Consider the following 17,793-nt stretch of genomic DNA (forward strand, 5'->3'; position numbering starts at 1 on the left):
GGCATCTGTCGGCGCTATCCGCGTTTGCGCAGCGGCTCCAGCAAGTCCCTCAGGCCGTTATGGTCGATTTCATGCATCAGCGCGAGCTGCCGGCCGAGTTCGCCGCGCGGGAACCCTTCACGGGCCATCCAGTTGAGGTAAGGCCCGGGCAGGTCGGCAATGAGCCGGCCCTGGTATTTTCCGAAGGGCATGGTGACGGTGACAAGGCATTCAAGGTCTGGGGTTTGCATGCGGGTATTGTGCACGGCTTTCCGCTCCGCACGCGCGCCGCCGAAACTGGCCCTTCACGGAATGCCGAAACAAGAGACCGATCCGCGTTGGCGTCAGTCTTTCGCGTCCGGCGGGCGGCAGCCTGCTGGCCGTCGGATCGAGCCCTGGCGAATACGGATGAACCCGTCGGATTGACGCACGGAAAATCGAGGCGGACGTGCCTCCGGCGGGGATCTCACGAAAATGGCTCGGCGAACCGCCCGCCCCCTTTCCGGCCTGCTAGACTGGAATTTCCCCCTGCAAACCATGGAGGGAATCATGATGTCCGTCTACGTCGTGAAGACCGGTGAGCAGTTCCTCTGCACTGCAGAAGATGGCGACATCGGTATGGCACCGGCGGTTGAAGATGCCGCGTCCTTTGGTTCGTATGAGGAAGCGGAAAAAGTGGCGAACGTGCACGCCGACCCCGGATACGAAATCGTGGCCGTCTGCGTGATCAGGCACTGATCCGCTGCTCGGTGCGGGTGATGGCCTGTTGTCGAACAAGCGGCTGAGGACGTCTTCGGCCGTCTCGCGAAACAACCGGCCCCCCGGCGTGGCACCGGCGGAAGCATCGTCGTTCATGCGCCCCCAACGGCGGCACCGCACACGCACCTCGTGACGCGTTGCCTTCCTCCAAGGCGCCCCCTGTACGGAACCGCTACCGCAAGCGAGCCGTCAGGTGGGTCCCGACGGCCACGCCTGCGGCAGCCCGATCGCTACTTCTGCAGCGAAATTTCCACTCGGCGATTACGTGCCCGCCCTTCGGCGGTATCGTTCGAGGCTGCCGGGTTGGCTTCGCCATGCCCCGTCGCGTCAAACGAATCCGCCTTCAGCCCGTGTTCGCGCAAATACGCCGCGACAGCAGCGGCCCGGCGCTGCGACAGCGCCTGGTTGTGCGCATCCGAGCCGGTCGCGTCGGTATAGCCGTCCACTTCCACGCGCGAGAAATGCATGTCGCCTTGCCGGTTCAGCAACTTGTCGAGCGCGGCGCCGGCTGCGGGCGTCAGCACGGCCGAATCGGTCGCGAAGTACGCATCGCCGGTCAGGCTCACCTTCTCGACCGGGGCGGGCGCCGGCGCAACAGCCGAGGCGACCGGCGCGGGTGCCGCACCGCACTGAAACGCGATCGAGTGCGGATCGGCGCCGTCGCGGTACGGCGTCGTGGAATCGACCAGGCGCACGGCCTCGTTGCCGCACATGCGCGTCGCGACCTTCATGCAGGTCTTCGCGCTCGACAGGATGCCGTGGCAGTCGACGCGGAAGGTCCGGATACCGTCGCGGGGCTGCAGTTCGTAGGCGTTGTACGTCGGCCCCGATGCGCTCGAACAGGCAGCGAGGGAAACGACGGACGCCAGCAGTGCAAGATGTACGTTTTTCACTTGATTACTCCGAAAATGCGATGGGTGCGGCGCGTGCGGCGCGATGGCACAGCCGCATGCGCGTGCGCGTGCTGTTGCGTTCGGCGCGGTCCGCTCCGGCCGTGCGTGCCGGAACGGACCGCTGCACGCTCTGTCACTTCCACTGATACAACACGCCCGCGCCGACGACGCGCTGGCTGCCGGCGAAGCCGCCGTTCAGCGTCGCTTTCAGGTTCTCCGTGACGCGCGCCTGCACGCCGACGGCCATGGCCTTCTGACCCTGGAACGTCGCCATACCGACACCCATCGCGAAATTCGAATCGCGGTCCATGTGCGGAATCGATGCCATCGCGGCAGTTGCGGCGATCCCCTCACGCGCCATCGAATCGGTCTGATCGATCTGCTTCTGCATCTGCGTGAGCTGGTTGTTGACCGTGTTCAGCGACTGCGTGAACTGGTTCGATACCGCATTCAGCTGGTTCACGTTCACCGCATCCGTGCCCTGCGTGCCCGCCGCGACGTTGACGACCTGCCGCGCCGATTCCGCCGTGCCGACCGCGACGACGTTCGCCCGGCCGCCGTCGTTGCTGCCCGAGCCGACTGCGGCCGAGTTGCTGCCCGACGCGGTCGACCCGACGCCGATCGCGGTCGAGCCGCTGCCGGACGCCGTCGAACCGTTGCCGACCGCCGTGCTGTTCGAGCCCGATGCCACCGAACCCGAGCCGCCCGCCGACGAGTTCGACCCGGTCGGCACCGGCGGTACGTTCGTGCCGCCCGGGTTCGACGTGTACGAGCCGCCGAGATTCGACGTGCGCTTGTCGATCAGCGTAGTCAGTTGATTCGCGACAGAGTCGAGCTGCGACACGTTCACCGCGTCCGTGCCGTTCTTGCCGGCTGCGAGGCCGGTGATCTGCCGGTTGCCGATGTTGACCTCGCCGGCCGACGATTGCGGGCTCGTCAGGCCGTAGGCGATGTAGTTGGTCAGCGCGCCGACCGTCGTCAGGGAACCCGCGCCGAGCGCCACGCTGTTCGCGAACGTCGCCGACGCACCGGCCCCCAGCGCGAGTGCATCGGTCGCATTGCTATGCGCGCCGGAACCGAGCGCGACACTGCCTACGCTGACCGCGGAAGCGTTGGCGCCCTGCGCGACCGACTGCGCGCCGATGGCCGACGCACCGCTGCCGAGCGCGATCGCGTCGGCCTGCGCGGCGCTCGCCGCCTGGCCGATCGCCACGCCGCCGGGGGCGGTCTGGTCGACGATCGCACCGTTGCCGATGCCCACGCCGTTATCGCCGTTGACGACCGTCGTCGGGCCCACCGCCACCGAATCCGCGCCGACCGCGAGCGAATCCACCGCCGTCGAGTTCGCATGGAAATACTTCTGGCTCGTGACCGCGAACGACTGCAACGCGCCGGCCAGCTGCCGTACCGTCACCGCATCCTGCTGCCCGGTGCCGTCCGCGACGTTGGTGATCTGGCGATACGTCTTGCTGGCCGCGTCGCCTATCGACACCGCGCCGAGCAGCGTCTGGTCGGTCGTGTTGAACGGAATCGACGCGCTGCCGTTGCGGATGATGCCCGATGCCGGCGTCGTCGCGCGGTCGGATACCGACCCCGAACCGAGCGCGATGCTGCCGTCCACCCTCGAGATCGCGTTCGGGCCGATCGCGACGCTGTCGACGCCGAGCGCCTGGCTGTCCGGCGCGGTCGAGTTCGCATGGAAATACTTGATGCCGTGCGTGTTGATGTTCTCGATCGCCGAGCCGACGTTGTTGTTGATCGTCGTCGAGCCGTCGCTGTTGTACGTCACGTACGACGGCGCCGAAATCGTGCCGGTCGTCGGATCGTAGGTGGCCCCGCCGCCGATCGCGCCTGCCGTGCTGTTGCCGAGGTTGGTGTTGTTCGATGCGATCGAGCTGAGGCTGGTCGACAGCGAACCGATGCCGGTCGACGTCGCGGTGGACAGCGACGTCAGGTTGCTGTTGGTGCTCGACAGGCCGGTGGACAGCGAGCCGACGGTCGTCGACGTCGACGTCGACAGCGACGCGATCGAACTCGTCGTCGAACTGAGGCCGGTGGACAGCGAACCGATGCTCGTCGACGTGGCGGTCGACAGCGACGTCACGTTGCTGTTCGTCGTGCTCAGGCCGGTCGACAGCGAAGCGACGCCGGTGGACGTCGAGGTCGACAGCGACGTGATCGAACTGTTCGTGCTCGACAGGCCGGTGGACAACGAGCTGATGCCGGTCGATGTCGATGTGGACAGCGACGTGACCGTGCTGTTCGTCGAACTCAAGCCGGTGGACAACGAACCGACGGCCGTCGACGTGGATGTGGACAGCGACGTGACCGCGCTGTTGGTCGAGCTCAGGCCGGTGGACAAAGAGGTGATGCCTGTCGACGTCGACGTGGACAGCGACGTAATCGCGCTGTTCGCCGACGACAGACCCGTCGACGTGGAAGTCGACAGCGACGTGACCGAGCTGTTGGTCGAGCTCAGGCCGGTCGACAGCGAGGTGATGCCGGTCGACGTCGATGTGGACAGTGACGTAATCGCGCTGTTGGCGGACGACAGACCCGTCGACGTCGATGTGGACAGCGACGTAATCGCGCTGTTCGCCGACGACAATCCCGTCGACGTGGACGTCGACAGCGAAGTCACCGTGCTATTGGTCGAGCTCAGGCCGGTGGACAGCGAGTTGATGCCGGTCGACGTCGAGGTGGACAGTGACGTAATCGCGCTGTTCGCCGACGACAGACCCGTCGACGTCGAAGTCGACAGCGAAGTGACCGAGCTGTTGGTCGAACTCAGGCCGGTGGACAACGAAGTGATGCCTGTCGACGTCGACGTGGACAGCGACGTAATCGCACTGTTGGCCGACGACAATCCCGTCGACGTGGAAGTCGACAGCGACGTCACCGTGCTATTAGTCGAACTCAGGCCGGTGGACAGCGAGGTGATGCCGGTCGACGTCGACGTGGACAACGACGTAATCGCACTGTTGGCCGACGACAATCCCGTCGACGTGGAAGTCGACAGCGACGTGACCGAGCTGTTGGTCGAGCTCAGGCCGGTGGACAACGAGGTGATGCCGGTCGACGTCGACGTGGACAGCGACGTAATCGCACTGTTGGCCGACGACAAACCCGTCGACGTGGACGTCGACAGCGAAGTCACCGTGCTGTTGGTCGAGCTCAGGCCGGTGGACAACGAGCTGATTCCCGTCGAAGTCGATGTGGACAGCGAAGTCACCGAACTGTTGGTCGAACTCAGCCCCGTCGACAGCGAACTGATACCAGTCGACGTCGACGTGGACAGCGACGTCACCGAGCTGTTGGTCGAACTCAACCCCGTCGACAACGACGACACCCCGGTGGACAACGACGTGATGCTCGACGCCGTCGACGTCGACAGCGAATCGACCGCCGTGTTCGTCGCAGCGAGCTGCGACCCGTTGATCGCGTCCGTGCTCGCCGAATTCACGCGCCCAGCCGCGACGTTGGTGATCTGGCGCTCGGCATTCGGCGCGCCGACGCTCACGACGCTGGTGGGATTGGTACCGGCATAGTTGAAGGTCGTACCGCCGACCGTCCCGGTCGCCGTAGGATGCGGCACGTCCGTCACCGAACCCGAGCCGAGCGCGACATCGCCCGCATTGTTTGCGACGGCCGATGCGCCGAACGCCACCGCGCCCGCCGCCGCGGCGGTCGACGTGTTGCCGAGCGCGAGCGAACCGGTGCCCTGCGCGTTGTTCGAATTGCCGATCGCCACCGCACCGTTGCCGTTCGCCGTGTTGTTCGACCCGGCCGTGACCGCGCCGGTGCCGATCGCGGTGCTCGGATCGCCGATCGCCACCGCGCCGTTGCCGCTCACCGTCTGGCCTTCGCCGAGCGCGACGGCGCCGGTACCGGCCAGCACCTTCGAGTTGTTGCCGCCGGCGATCGAGCCCGCGCCTGCGGCCGCGGCGACCGAGTTGGTATCGCCGATGGCGATGGTGGAACCCGCCGCCGCGACGCTGTTGATGCCGATTGCGGTCGCATTCGTGGCAGACGCCGTCGCACCGGACCCCAGTGCGGTCGCCGATATGCCCGTCGCGAGCGCGAGGTCGCCGAGCGCGACAGCGAACTGCTGCGTCGAGGTCGACTGCACGCCCATCGCCATCGAACTGACGCCCGACGCGTTGGCACTCAGGCCGAATGCCATCGCCTGATTGGCGCCGGCCGTGGTGTTCGAGCCCAGCGCGATCGAACTGGTGCCGAGCGACTGCGTGCCCGAGCCGGGTACGCCCGCGACGCCGCCCCAGCCGATCGCGATCGACGACGTACCCTTCGCGCCGCTGTTCACCCCCATTGCCAGGCCCGAATTGCCGGAAGCCAGCGCGCCGCTGCCCACCGCGACACCAGACGCGCCCGAACTCGTCGACTGGTTGCCGATCGCGACGTTGCCCGTGTTGGTCGCAGTCGACGCATAGCCGACTGCGACGCTTTGGGCCCCAACTGCGCTCGCCCCCAGGCCGAGCGCAGCCGCGTACTGACCGGAAGCGAGTGCGTTGTTGCCGAGCCCGATCGCCGACACACCGGTCGCCGCCGCGCCGCTGCCCATCGCCACCGACCCGCTTTGCGTCGCACTCGACAGGTTGCCGACGGCAACCGAGTAGGCGCCCGAGCCGATTGCCTGCACACCCAGCGCCGAGCTATTGACGCCGGTCGCCTGCGAGTTGATGCCGACGGCCGTCGAAGCGTCGGCCATCGCATGCGCACCCGGGCCGAGTGCCGTGGCCGACAGGCCCTGCGCTGTCGACAGGTTGCCCAACGCAGTGGAATTCTGCTGCGCGGCGCTCGACCCGACGCCGATCGAGATCGACGTGACGCCGCCGTTTGCGGCGCCGCCATCTTGCGCGTACTGCGCATGCGCGCCCACATGAAGCAACCCGAGATAAGCGGTCGCCATCAGCACGGCCAGCCGTCGTAGCGAAAGCGCCAGCGGCACGCCCGCGTGCGTCGCCGCGCCTCCGTGCGCGGCTTGCTCCGATGCGCTCCTCGACGACGCAACGCGCTTGCCGCGTGCCCGATCAAGTTCCGAAGCCGCAACCCAGGCTCCCAATGCTTCGTTCCAGATCGACTTGAACGACTTGTTCATCTTGTATTCCCTCGGTTCTCATGTGCTGGATGACGCAACAGCGAACGCGGCCGCAGGCGAAGAGCGCATCCGCTCCACTTTCCCCACCCCGCGACGCTCCCATACTCGATTCGCACCACTAACCAAACCAATCAACAGCGTTGCACGACACTCGCGATGCAAATCGCGATCGCACGATCGATCGCCGCACGTACCCGTCCGGCACGATGCGCGACGAAGAATCGCGGTTATCGGATCATGGAAGTCGACGTCGCCGGCCCGGCGGCGACACGACGCGAGACGCACCGCGAATCCGCGCGTGCGTGCACCGTCGCGCCGGACAGCGGGCGACTTCGAATCTCATGGGAAGGCGTCGTTCAGACGCCGGATGGACGGATGCCTGCCCGCATCGCGGGCGGCCCGTCAGGTGTCATTCGGGAGGAGGATGGCGCTGCGTGGTCCCCGGGTCTGAAGCATGCGCCGCAGGATCGCCGGCGCTGACAGCCGGCCGCGGTTCGCTCGAACCGGTGCCCTGACCTGCCATGCTAGTCGTGTTCATATTTTTCGTGCCCGCCTGATTCGATAGAGCACCGCGCGCGACCGCCTCCGGATGGATCGAACTGCCGGCGGCCAACGCGACGTCACTCACCCTTTCCGTCCGGCCGCCCGACGAATTTTCCGGATTTCCGGAAAAACACCGACGGCTTGCCGAACGACCCCTGCATCGAATTAATCGATCGAATTTCCTGGACGATTTCGATTTTTCTCGTTCGATGCGTCACACCCTGACAAACTTCACAATTCCATGGTTCATCTTATATATCAACGTATTCGACGAATTATGAAGTTTGCATTACCCTCGCGCCAATTATTCAACCGCTGCCGCATGCCCATATCTTGAGAGTGCCATCGTTCAATGGCACATTGAATATCGCTTGCATCGGGATGCGACAACGACAATCCATGCACCGGAATCGGACCGCCTCGAAAGAACCGATTCCAGCCTCGTCGGGCCTAGTGTGCGGGCATTCGTCCAAACAAACCTTTTCCCGAGCGGAAAAAACTTTTTCCGGAGCGGACGGTATTTACATTCATACGAGCCGGCATGAAATCCGGCTTCCACGAGAAAGAAATTTCGACCGACCATCGACAAAATCTTATTCAGTCAGCCAATGGATTGACACATTCAATTCACGCTGTACGACCAGCGATTTTCGATACATCGCGAACGAATTCATCATTCGGGCCAATTACATTTCAATATCATTGAAACGGAAATAAAGACCGATATCAAGACATTAAATCCGGCATATTTTTCCAGTTCTTTCCTTCCAGCCGGGCGCCGCTGCCGCGACACGCGCAGCGCCCCGCCGGACATGCCCCCACGGGTCGCACGGAATCCTCACAACCGCGCTTCAGCCGGCATATAATTTTTCGCAACAATCGCGCAGATCACGATGCTTTCAATCTGACAGGCCACCCCTTCCCACGCATTCGCAACCATGCCATTCCGCTCGCCCAGCCCGGCCCCGCCTCGCACCACGCCGGATCTCGGTGACGCACATATTCTTGTCGTCGACGATCGCCCGAACGACCTGCGGCTCCTGACCGAGATCCTGCGCGCCGCGCGGTGCCGGATCAGTGTCGCGTTCGACGGGCTGCAGGCCTATCATCGTGCGCAGGCGATCGCGCCCGACCTGATCCTGATGGACGTCCGCATGCCGCGCATGGACGGCTTCGCCGCGTGCCGGCTGCTGGCATCGACGCCTTCGACGCAATCCATCCCGGTCATCATCCTGACCGCCGCGGGCGATCTCGAGGATCGCATCGCGGGGCTCGAAACCGGCGCGATCGACTACATCGTCAAGCCGTTCGAGCCGGCGGAAGTGCTTGCCCGGATCCGCAATCACCTGAAACGGGCGCGGCGCAGCCGGCCGTTCGCGCATCTGCCCGAACTGCCCGACAACCCTGACGCGGCCCTCGTGCGCGCGGCGAGCGAGGTGCTGCTGCGCGACCTGCGCCATCCGCCAGCGCTCGAGGATCTCGCCCGACAGGTCGGCACGCACGAAAAGCGCCTGTCGCGGGTGTTCCGCGACCATCTCGGCCAGACCGTGTTCGAATATCTGCGCGACACGCGCCTGCGCGCCGCGATGCACTTCCTCGCGGATACGTCGATGGGGATCGGCGACATCGCCGAGGAAATCGGCTTTTCCACGCCCGGCAATTTCGCGACGGCGTTCCGCGAACGCTTCGGCATCACGCCGTCCGACTGGCGACGCCAGCGCCATGCGGTCAACGCGCCCGCCGCACCCGCGAAGCACCACCACGATGCGTAGGCGCTACGCGGCGTGGGCAGCCGGATGGCGCGCGGTGCTGCTGCTTCTGACGGCGCTGGCCGTCACCTGCACCGCGGCCCGGGCCGCGGCGACGCCCAACCCCGCGCAACTCGAAGTCATATCGGTATTCGAAGACGCCGGCACGACAATGTCCGCCGACGCGGTCGCCGCCCGGCTTGCGGACTCGCGTCACGGCCCTGCGCCGGCCGCCGCCACTTCGCTCAACGTGTCGTTTTCCCGGTCGGCATGGTGGGTGCGCGCGACGCTGGTCAACCGCGACAGCGAAGCGCGCACGCTGGTGCTGGTGATTCGCGACGCGCGCATCGACCATGCCGACTTCTATGTCGGCCATGACGGCCAGTGGACGCTCGGCAGCCGCTTCCCCGCCGACCGCGGCGACGCGGACCACCGGCCTGCCCGCTACCCGGCACTCGACGTGACGCTGCGCGCGGGCGAGCAGGTGCCCGTGCTGATCCGCGTCACGTCGCGCAAGGAAATGCATCTCGCGCCGACCGCGTTCACCCGCGCAGCATGGGATGCGCAGGAATTGCGCGCCGCAATGTGGGATTTCGGTTTCTTCGGCGGGCTGCTTGCGCTCGTGTGGTGCGCGCTGCTGATCGGGTTCTTCTCGCGCAGCAGCGTATTCCACGTGCTGGCCGCGATAGGCTTGAGCACGGCGCTGTTCGAAGCGGCGGCGCGCGGCTATACCGCGTTGTACCTGTGGCCCGGCGCGCACGAATGGGCCGCGCGCAGCGGGGTGATCTTCGCGTACCTGGCGGTTGCGCTCTTCATCGTGTTCATCCTGATGGTCGCGCATCGCGAGAAGGCGCGGTTGCCACTGCGCGCCGTCTACGTGACGATCCTCGCCCTCGAGTGCGCGGGAATGGCCGGTGCCGCGTTCGGCGATCTGCTGACCTTCACGTGGTTCTGCCTGCGCCTGAACGCCGTGCTGTCGGTTGTGAACATCGGCCTCGCGCTGACGCTCGCGATCCGCCGCACGCCGACCGGCCGCGTGATGCTGATCGCGGTCACGTTCGCCAGCTTCAACATCCTGCTGCGCACGCTCGACGGCCTGGACGCGCTGCCGCCGATGCTGTCCTGGCTGAAATCCGACATCACGCCCAACCCCGTCATCGCAATCATCGGGCTCGCGACGCACCTGCTGGTGCTGGCCGCGTGGATCCACCACGTCGGCCGCCAGCGCACCGAGGCAAGAAAGCGGCTCGAACACTGGCAACTCACCGAGCAGGATCGCCTGCGCGACGAAGTCGCGAGACGCACGGTCGCGCTCAACGACGCGCTGCAACAGGTGACGACCCACATGCAGCAGAAGATCGAGACGCTCGGCTATGTCAGCCACGACCTGCGCGCGCCGCTGTCCACCATCAACGGCTACGCGAAGCTGCTGCTGCAAGGCGCGACGCACGGCCAGGCGCGGTTGATCCGGTCGATCGACCGCAGCATCCGCTACCAGCTCGCGCTGATCGACGAACTGCTCGCGTTCACGAAGAGCGAGCTGCAGCCGCTCGGTGTTACGCCGGACTCGACCGACCTGCCCGGCCTGCTCGACGACATCGGCCACTACGCGCTCGCGCTGTGCGCGCAGCAGGACAACCGGTTCGTCTACCGGCCGGCCACGCCGCTGCCGCGCACGGTGTCGATCGACGGCATGCGGCTGCAGCAGGTGCTGCTCAACCTGTTGTCCAACGCATCGAAATTCACGCGCGACGGCACGGTCACGCTGTCGGTCCATGCGTCACGCGAAGGCGATACGTGGCGCCTGCTGTTCGAGGTCGCCGATACGGGCATCGGGATCGACATCAGCGGGACCCGCGACATCTTCCGCGCGTACCAGCAGGTGCAGGCCGTGAACGGCGGAACCGGGCTCGGCCTGTTCATCGCGCAGCGCATCGTCGGCGCGATGGGCGGCGAGCTGGCCGTCGCCAGCCAGCCGGGCGTCGGCACGTCGTTCTCGTTCGCGATCGTCGCGCCGGCCGTCGGGCACGCGCTCGTGCCGGCGTCGGAACTCGTCCGGCGGTTTCATCCGGGCGACGCCGCGGCGGCGGAAATCGCCGCGCCCGTGCCGCACGGCCCGCCCGACGAGGCGCTCGACGCGTTGATCCTGCTTGCCGGCGAAGGCCGGCTCACCGATCTCGAGGAATGGCTCGCCCAGTATGCGGACGAGCCGGATTACGCGGCCTTCGTGCAGCATGTGCGCGAGCACCTCGATACGCTGGACCTGCACGCGATCGGGAAACTGGCCGGCTCGCTCAAACGCGCGCGCAGCGCGGCTGCGTCATTCGACGCGGAGACGGACGCGGCCAGGCCGGCCTGATCACGCAGCCACCGCGCGACCGGCACGCTGCCCCGTGCGTCGTTCGACCGCGATTCGCTATCGCTGCCGATCGCCCCGCTCGACGGCCCGGGCAAGACGAATGATGTCGGTCAGCCCGAAATCGCCGGGATCCGGACGCGGGCGGCCGTGCTCGTCGGCCACGCGCAGCGCGAATGCCAGCGCCTCCGAACGTTCGCGCAGCAGCACGCGCAGCGCGTCGGCCACGATCCGGCAGTCGCGCGTGTCGCTCAGGTCGAGCATCGGCCGGCGTCCCGCCTCGACGGCAAACAAGTCGACACCGCCCGCCGTTACGTCATTGCGCTTCATGCTGTTGCCCTCGTGAAACGGCCGGCGCTCTATAGCCGCCGCATCGTCGATACCAGCGCCGCGTCCTCTTCGGGCGGCGCCGGCCGCACGCGCGCGGCGTCGCGCTTCGGCGGCCGCGCGCCGAGCCCGGTGCCGCCCGTGCGCCGCCGTGTCGCGTGCCGTTCGATGATCCGCTGCAGCACGCAGAACACGCACAGCAGCGCGCCGATCACGATCCGCGTCCACCACGAACTCAACGTGCCATCGAACGTGATCAGCACCTGGATCGTGCCGAGGATGCCGACGCCGAACACCGAGCCGACCACGTAGCCGACGCCGCCCGTGAGCAGCGTGCCGCCGATCACGGTCGCGGCGATCGCGTCGAGTTCCATCCCTTGCGCCTGCAGCCCGTAGCCCGACAGCACGTACAGCGTGAACACCACGCCGCCGAGCGCCGAACACAGCCCGCTCAGCGCGTAGACGCCGATCTTCGTGCGCGCGACCGGCAGCCCCATCAGCAGCGCCGAACGCTCGTTGCCGCCGATCGCATAGGCGTTGCGGCCGAAGCGCGTGAAATGCGCGACGTAGATCGCGACGGCCAGCGTCGCGAGCGCGATCAGCGCGCCCGCGCTCAGCGTGCCGCCGCCGAGCGGCACGCTGATGCCCGCGATCGCATGAAACGTCGGCTCGTTGATCGTGATCGATTGCGTCGTGATCAGGAAGCACGCGCCGCGCGCGAGAAACATCCCGGCCAGCGTGACGATGAACGGCTGCAGCCGGAAATAATGGATCAGCGCGCCCATCGCCGCGCCGTACAGCGCGCCGAACGCGAGCACCAGCGGCACGATCACCCACACGGGCCAGTGCAGCCGCTCGGCGCCGACCGCGCAGAAGATCGTTGTCAGCGCAACGACCGAGCCGACCGACAGGTCGATGCCGCCCGACACGATCACGAACGTCATCCCGATCGCGACGATCAGCAGGAATGCGTTGTCGACGAAGAGCCCGGTGAGCACCTGCATCGAGAAGAAGCCCGTGTACATCACGGATCCGAAGCCGAACAGCGCGGCGAACAACACGATCGTCACGACGATCGGCAGCGTGCGCGGGTCGGCGAGCCGGCCAAGGAAACGGTTCATCGAGGCGTCGCTCCGGAAGTGGCGCGCGAACGCGCGGAAGGCCACAGCCGCGACGCGTGCCGGACGACCAGCGCACGCGCCGCGTCCGACTGGATCAGCGTCACGACGATCACGACGACCGCCTTGACGACGAGCGTCGCCTCCGGCGGCACGCCGATCGAATAGGTCGTGTAGGTGAGCGTCTGGATGATCAGCGCGCCGAGCACCGAGCCGGCCAGGCTGAAGCGGCCGCCGAGCAGCGACGTGCCGCCGAGCGTCACCGCGAGGATCGCGTCGAGTTCGAGCAGCAGCCCCGCGTTGTTGCCGTCGGCGCTGCGCACGTTCGAGCTCGCGAGGACGCCCGCGAGCGCCGACATCACGCCGGAACACAGATACACGCCGAACACGACCGCGCCCGAGCGCAGCCCGACGAGCCGGGTCGCGACCGGATTCACGCCGATCGCGCGGATGAACAGCCCGAGTGCCGTGCGGTTCACCAGCAGCGCGGTCGCGGCGATCGTCGCGAGCGCGATCCACACCGAGCACGGCACCGTCGCGAGATAGCCGCCGCCGAGCGCGAGGTAGCCCGGCGCGCCGATTGGGATGATCTGGCCGCCCGTCAGCAGTTGCGCGACGCCGCGGCCGGCCACCATCAGGATCAGCGTCGCGATGATCGGCTGCATCCCGACGAACGCGACCAGCAGGCCGTTCCACGCGCCCGCCAGCAGCCCGACGCCGAGCGCGGCGGCGAGCGCCGTGCCGACCCGCGACGGGTCCGCATCGAGCACGATCGCCGCGGCAGCGCCTGCGATCGCGACGATCGCGCCGACCGAGATGTCGATCCCGCGCGTCGCGATCACGAGCGTCATCCCGAGCGACACGATCACGAGCGGCGCCGCGCGGTTCAGGATGTCGATCGGCGCGCCGAACAGGTGGCCGTCGAGCAGCGCGATCGACAGGAAGCCGGGACGATGCGCGACGTCGAGCGCGAACAGCAGCGCGAGCGTCAGCACCGGCCACGCGAGCGAATGACGAAACAGTGCGCGCAGCCGCATCATGACTGGCCTCCCGCGATCAGCCGGTAAACCTGCTCCTCCGACGCATCGGCGCCGGTCAGTTCGGCCACCTTGCGCCGGTCGCGCAGCACCGCGATCCGGTGACTCACGCGCACGACCTCGCCGATCTCCGACGAGATGAACAGGATCGCAAGCCCGGTCGCGCACAGCGCGAGCACGCGCTCCATGATGTCGAACTTCGCGGCGACGTCGATGCCGCGCGTCGGCTCGTCGAGAATCAGCAGCTTCGGGTCCGTCGCGAGCCAGCGCGCGAGCAGCACCTTCTGCTGGTTGCCGCCCGACAGCAGGCCGATCGGCTGCTCCGCGTCGCGCGCCTTGATGCCGAGCCGCGCGATGTACGTGTCGGCGATCTCGCGCTGGCGCGCGCGCCCGATCAGCCGCCACCAGCCGCGCCGCGCCTGCAGCGCGAGGATGATGTTCTCGCGGATCGACAGCGCGGCGACGATGCCTTCCTTCTTGCGGTCTTCGGGGCAGTAGGCGATCCCGTGCCGGACCGCATCGTGCGGCGACGCCAATCGCTTGCGCGCGCCGTCGATCTCGATCGCGCCGGTATCCGAGCGCTCCGCGGCGAACGCGAGCCGCGCGGTTTCGGTGCGCCCCGAGCCGAGCAGCCCGGCGAGCCCGACGATTTCGCCGGGCCGCACGTCGAGATCGAGCGCGCCCATCATCCCGCGCCGGCCGACCTGCTGCATCGACAGGAACGGCGCGGCGTCGCCAGCGGCGGGCTCGACGGCCGCCGCGCCCGCCTGCAGCGTGTCGGACATCCGTTCGCGGCCGGTCATCTTCGCGACCAGCACATCGACCGGCAGGTCGCGCGCCAGGTATTCGCCTTCGCGCTCGCCGTTGCGCATCACGGTGATCCGGTCGGACACCGCATAGGTCTGCTCGAGAAAGTGCGTGACGAACAGGATCGCGATGCCCGACGCCTTCAGCCGGCGCAGCACGTCGAACAGCCGTGCGACCTCGCCGTCGTCGAGGCTCGACGTCGGCTCGTCGAGAATCAGCACGCGCGCGTCGACCGAAACGGCCCGCGCGATCGCGACCATCTGCTGCACCGCGATCGGATACGCGTCGAGCGAGCGCGTGACGTCGAGCGACAGGTCGAGTTCGGCCAGCGCCGCGCGCGAGCGCGCATGGATCGTGTTCCAGTCGATCGCGCCGCGCCGCATCGGCTGCCGGCCCGCGAAGATGTTCTCGGCGACCGACAGGTTCGCGCACAGGTTCACTTCCTGGTAGAGCGTCTGGATCCCGGCCGCCTCGGCTTCACGCGGCGCGGCGAAGTGCACGGGCCGGCCGCCGACACGAATCTCGCCCGCGTCGTGCGCATGCACGCCGGTGAGCACGTTGATCAGCGTCGACTTGCCCGCGCCGTTCTGGCCCATCAGCGCGTGGATCTCGCCCGGAAACAGCCGGAAGCTCACGCGCTGCAGCGCGCTGACGCCCGGAAACGACTTGTCGATGCCGATCATCTCGACCACCGGCGGATTCGTCATGAAGCTTCCCTCGAAACGGTTGCGCGGACGGCGGCGCGACGCCGCCGCTCGTGCGCACAGGTCAGTACTTGCGGGTCGGCATCACCTGCGCCGCGACGTTCATCGGGAACACCGTCTCGTTCGTGACGATGCGCTTGGGCAGCGGCTTGCCGGCGACGACGTCCTTCACCGCGCTCATCAGCTGCGGGCCGAGCAGCGGGCTGCATTCGACGTCGACGTTGATCTTGCCGGCGACCATCGCCTGGAAGCCGCCCTTCGTCGCATCGAACGACACGACGCTCACGTCCTTGCCCGGCTTGATCCCGGCCTCTTCCATCGCCTGGATCGCGCCGAGCGCCATGTCGTCGTTGTGCGCGTAGACGACGTTGATCTGCTTGCCGTAGGTCTTCGCGAACGCTTCCATCACCTGCTTGCCGCCGGCGAGCGTGAAGTCGCCGCTCTGCGACGCGATCACCTTGAATTTCGGATTGCTCTTGATCACTTCGAGCAGGCCCGCGCGGCGATCGTTGGCCGGCGCCGAACCGACCGTGCCCTGCAGCTCGACGATGTTGATCGGGCCCGCGTCGTTCTTGTAATGCTCTTCCATCCAGTGGCCCGCGCGCCGCCCTTCCTCGAGGAAGTCCGAACCGATCATCGTCACGTACAGCGACGGGTCCTTCACGTCGACCGCGCGGTCGGTCAGGATCACCGGGATGTGCGCGGCCTTCGCCTCGGTCAGCACCGGCTCCCAGCCCGATTCGACGACCGGCGAGAACGCGATCACGTCGACCTTCTGCGCGATGAACGAGCGGATCGCGCGGATCTGGTTCTCCTGCTTCTGCTGCGCGTCCGAGAACTTCAGGTTGATGCCGGCGTCCTTCGCCGCGCCCTTCACCGACACGGTGTTCGCGGTGCGCCACGCGCTTTCGGCGCCCACCTGCGAGAACCCGAGCGTGATCGGCTTTTGCTGTGCGTGCGCGCCCGGCGCCAGTACCGTCGCCGCAGCGACGATCGCACCGGCCGCCAGCTTCCTGATGAATGTCATGGTCCGTCTCCGATGATGTCGTTGTATGTCGCTGCGCTGTTCTGTTTCTGCATGGCGCTGGCGCGGGTCGGGGCTGCGCGGGCCGGCGTGTCCAGCCGGCCCGGTCTGCAGGCCCCGCATCAGTCTAGGAACAAGTCCGATAACCTTCCAATGAAATATTGGATTGGGGCGATATCGGAATCGGCATACGTATAAACACCTAAACACGCGGAGAGGCCCGGCGGGCGCGGCGCACGGTTCTTGCCCCCGCACCGGAAAGGCTGCTCGCACCCCGTGGTGGTGGCCGATGGCACGAACGGACAGGAGAAAAAAGCAGGGTTGCAGCGCGTGCGCGCCGCGACGATGATCATGATGGCCGCCGGCACGTTCGCGAGCGGCCTGATCCCGAGCTACGCATCGATCGGCATCATGGCGCCTATGCGGCTGCTCGTCGCGCGCCTCGTGCAGGGTTTCTCCACCGGCGGCGAGTACCGCGGCACGGCGCCCGCCGCCGGCATCGCGCGCCGGTGTGTCAGCGCGTGGCGAGCTGTTGTTCGTCGAACCAGTCGAGCAGCGCACGCGTGACGAACGCAGCGTTCTCCAGGTTCGAGATATGGCCGGCGTCCGGCACCAGCGCGTGGCGGCAGCCGATCACGCTCGCCATCTTCACCGTTTCCGATGGCGGGCGCGCCATGTCGCCCGCGCCGCACATCAGCAGCGTGTGTTCGGCGTCGAGTTCCGCGAGCGCCGCGAGCGTGTCCGGCCGACCGAAGATCAAGCGGCCGAGCGGGACGATCGATTGCCGCAGCCGGTCGGCGGGCAGGTTCGCCAGCGCATCGCGAAACGCCATCGGCACCGGGTCCGCCAGATTGACATCCGGCCGGAAGAACAGCGGCACGATCGCATCGAGCAGCGGCGGCGCGATGCAGCCCGCGGCGGCGATCGCATCGAGCAGCCCGAAGTAGCGCAGGCGCGTCGCAGCGGGCTCGGCCTCGAGCGACGCATCCATCAGCACGAGCGAGCGCACGCGCTGCGGTTCGCGCAACGCGAGCCGCGCGCCCCACATGCCGCCGACGCTGAGCCCGACGACCGCGCACTGCTCGATCTCCAGCGCGTCGAGCAGCGCACTCGCCTGTGCGGCGAGATCGTCGAGCGTGTGCGTGCCTTCCGGCAATGCGCCCGATGCGCCATGCCCCCACAGGTCCGGCACGATCACGCGATACCGGCTCGACAGCGCGTCGATCTGCGGCGCCCACATCGCCGCGTCCCACAGATAGCTGTGCCCGAGCAGCACCGGAAACCCGGCGCCGTGGTCCTGGTAATGCAGGGTACTGCCTTGAACGATTCGAGTGGGCATCGGGTCTCCGGGTATGACGACGATCGGCAGCCGCCCGCAA

General features: G+C 67.2%; 13 protein-coding genes and 1 pseudogene. 5 read left to right on the forward strand and 9 right to left on the reverse strand.

What is annotated here, in order from left to right:
* Positions 1-14: 14 nt before the first annotated feature.
* Positions 15-230 carry a DUF3820 family protein gene (locus BFF94_RS15285; protein WP_128842156.1) on the reverse strand — a complete coding sequence of 72 codons (216 nt, stop codon included), beginning with the start codon at positions 228-230 and terminating at the stop codon, positions 15-17.
* A gap of 298 nt (positions 231-528) precedes the next feature.
* Here BFF94_RS15285 and BFF94_RS15290 point away from each other — a divergent pair, with 298 nt between their 5' ends.
* Positions 529-717, forward strand: coding sequence for a hypothetical protein (locus BFF94_RS15290; RefSeq protein ID WP_128842151.1), 189 nt, complete (start codon positions 529-531; stop codon positions 715-717).
* Positions 718-968: 251 nt separating this feature from the next.
* Here BFF94_RS15290 and BFF94_RS15295 read toward each other — a convergent pair whose 3' ends face one another.
* Positions 969-1,631 (reverse strand): OmpA family protein, encoded by a 663-nt coding sequence (locus BFF94_RS15295; protein WP_128842150.1) that lies wholly within the window; start codon positions 1,629-1,631, stop codon positions 969-971.
* Positions 1,632-1,764: 133 nt separating this feature from the next.
* Positions 1,765-6,750 (reverse strand): YadA-like family protein, encoded by a 4,986-nt coding sequence (locus tag BFF94_RS38210; protein WP_219139511.1) that lies wholly within the window; start codon positions 6,748-6,750, stop codon positions 1,765-1,767.
* A gap of 156 nt (positions 6,751-6,906) precedes the next feature.
* On the opposite strand from BFF94_RS38210, the gene BFF94_RS15305 reads away from it, so the two are divergent.
* From BFF94_RS15305 to BFF94_RS15315, 3 genes are all read left to right on the forward strand, one after another.
* Positions 6,907-7,230, forward strand: coding sequence for a hypothetical protein (locus tag BFF94_RS15305; protein WP_246637320.1), 324 nt, complete (start codon positions 6,907-6,909; stop codon positions 7,228-7,230).
* A 1,001-nt stretch (positions 7,231-8,231) separates the two neighbouring features.
* Positions 8,232-9,065 carry a response regulator transcription factor gene (locus BFF94_RS15310; RefSeq protein ID WP_128842149.1) on the forward strand — a complete coding sequence of 278 codons (834 nt, stop codon included), beginning with the start codon at positions 8,232-8,234 and terminating at the stop codon, positions 9,063-9,065.
* Positions 9,058-11,400, forward strand: a complete 2,343-nt coding sequence (locus BFF94_RS15315) for a sensor histidine kinase (RefSeq protein WP_219139512.1) — start codon at positions 9,058-9,060, stop codon at positions 11,398-11,400. The genes BFF94_RS15310 and BFF94_RS15315 overlap by 8 nt, the downstream gene beginning before the upstream one ends.
* Positions 11,401-11,457: 57 nt before the next feature.
* On the opposite strand, the gene BFF94_RS15320 is transcribed toward BFF94_RS15315, so the two are convergent.
* The 5 genes from BFF94_RS15320 to BFF94_RS15340 form a co-directional block, all read right to left on the reverse strand.
* Positions 11,458-11,727, reverse strand: coding sequence for a hypothetical protein (locus BFF94_RS15320; RefSeq protein WP_128842155.1), 270 nt, complete (start codon positions 11,725-11,727; stop codon positions 11,458-11,460).
* 29 nt (positions 11,728-11,756) lie between these two features.
* Positions 11,757-12,845 (reverse strand): galactofuranose ABC transporter, permease protein YjfF, encoded by a 1,089-nt coding sequence (yjfF, locus tag BFF94_RS15325; RefSeq protein WP_219139513.1) that lies wholly within the window; start codon positions 12,843-12,845, stop codon positions 11,757-11,759.
* On the reverse strand, positions 12,842-13,882 hold the full coding sequence (locus BFF94_RS15330) for an ABC transporter permease (protein WP_219139514.1): 1,041 nt from the start codon (positions 13,880-13,882) through the stop codon (positions 12,842-12,844). Before BFF94_RS15330 ends, yjfF begins: the two co-directional genes overlap by 4 nt.
* Positions 13,879-15,393 carry a sugar ABC transporter ATP-binding protein gene (locus tag BFF94_RS15335; RefSeq protein ID WP_128851449.1) on the reverse strand — a complete coding sequence of 505 codons (1,515 nt, stop codon included), beginning with the start codon at positions 15,391-15,393 and terminating at the stop codon, positions 13,879-13,881. The genes BFF94_RS15330 and BFF94_RS15335 overlap by 4 nt, the downstream gene beginning before the upstream one ends.
* Positions 15,394-15,454: 61 nt before the next feature.
* Positions 15,455-16,417, reverse strand: coding sequence for an ABC transporter substrate-binding protein (locus BFF94_RS15340; RefSeq protein ID WP_128851452.1), 963 nt, complete (start codon positions 16,415-16,417; stop codon positions 15,455-15,457).
* A gap of 309 nt (positions 16,418-16,726) precedes the next feature.
* On the opposite strand from BFF94_RS15340, the pseudogene BFF94_RS15345 reads away from it, so the two are divergent.
* Positions 16,727-16,900: pseudogene (locus tag BFF94_RS15345) on the forward strand (MFS transporter); the annotation flags it as partial.
* Positions 16,901-16,928: 28 nt separating this feature from the next.
* On the opposite strand, the gene BFF94_RS15350 reads toward BFF94_RS15345, so the two are convergent.
* Positions 16,929-17,753 carry an alpha/beta fold hydrolase gene (locus BFF94_RS15350; protein WP_128851454.1) on the reverse strand — a complete coding sequence of 275 codons (825 nt, stop codon included), beginning with the start codon at positions 17,751-17,753 and terminating at the stop codon, positions 16,929-16,931.
* Positions 17,754-17,793: the final 40 nt, after the last annotated feature.

This window comes from Burkholderia catarinensis (assembly GCF_001883705.2).
Taxonomy (GTDB): domain Bacteria; phylum Pseudomonadota; class Gammaproteobacteria; order Burkholderiales; family Burkholderiaceae; genus Burkholderia; species Burkholderia catarinensis.

What these genes read in the sequence shown, in the direction of transcription:
- BFF94_RS15285 (WP_128842156.1), bottom strand. Translation starts at nt 230, where the DNA reads ATGCAAACCCCAGACCTTGAATGCCTTGTCACCGTCACCATGCCCTTC.
- BFF94_RS15290 (WP_128842151.1), top strand. Translation starts at nt 529, where the DNA reads ATGATGTCCGTCTACGTCGTGAAGACCGGTGAGCAGTTCCTCTGCACT.
- BFF94_RS38210 (WP_219139511.1), bottom strand. Translation starts at nt 6,750, where the DNA reads ATGAACAAGTCGTTCAAGTCGATCTGGAACGAAGCATTGGGAGCCTGG.
- BFF94_RS15305 (WP_246637320.1), top strand. Translation starts at nt 6,907, where the DNA reads ATGCAAATCGCGATCGCACGATCGATCGCCGCACGTACCCGTCCGGCA.
- BFF94_RS15310 (WP_128842149.1), top strand. Translation starts at nt 8,232, where the DNA reads ATGCCATTCCGCTCGCCCAGCCCGGCCCCGCCTCGCACCACGCCGGAT.
- BFF94_RS15315 (WP_219139512.1), top strand. Translation starts at nt 9,058, where the DNA reads ATGCGTAGGCGCTACGCGGCGTGGGCAGCCGGATGGCGCGCGGTGCTG.
- BFF94_RS15320 (WP_128842155.1), bottom strand. Translation starts at nt 11,727, where the DNA reads ATGAAGCGCAATGACGTAACGGCGGGCGGTGTCGACTTGTTTGCCGTC.
- yjfF (WP_219139513.1), bottom strand. Translation starts at nt 12,845, where the DNA reads ATGAACCGTTTCCTTGGCCGGCTCGCCGACCCGCGCACGCTGCCGATC.
- BFF94_RS15330 (WP_219139514.1), bottom strand. Translation starts at nt 13,882, where the DNA reads ATGATGCGGCTGCGCGCACTGTTTCGTCATTCGCTCGCGTGGCCGGTG.
- BFF94_RS15335 (WP_128851449.1), bottom strand. Translation starts at nt 15,393, where the DNA reads ATGACGAATCCGCCGGTGGTCGAGATGATCGGCATCGACAAGTCGTTT.
- BFF94_RS15340 (WP_128851452.1), bottom strand. Translation starts at nt 16,417, where the DNA reads ATGACATTCATCAGGAAGCTGGCGGCCGGTGCGATCGTCGCTGCGGCG.
- BFF94_RS15350 (WP_128851454.1), bottom strand. Translation starts at nt 17,753, where the DNA reads ATGCCCACTCGAATCGTTCAAGGCAGTACCCTGCATTACCAGGACCAC.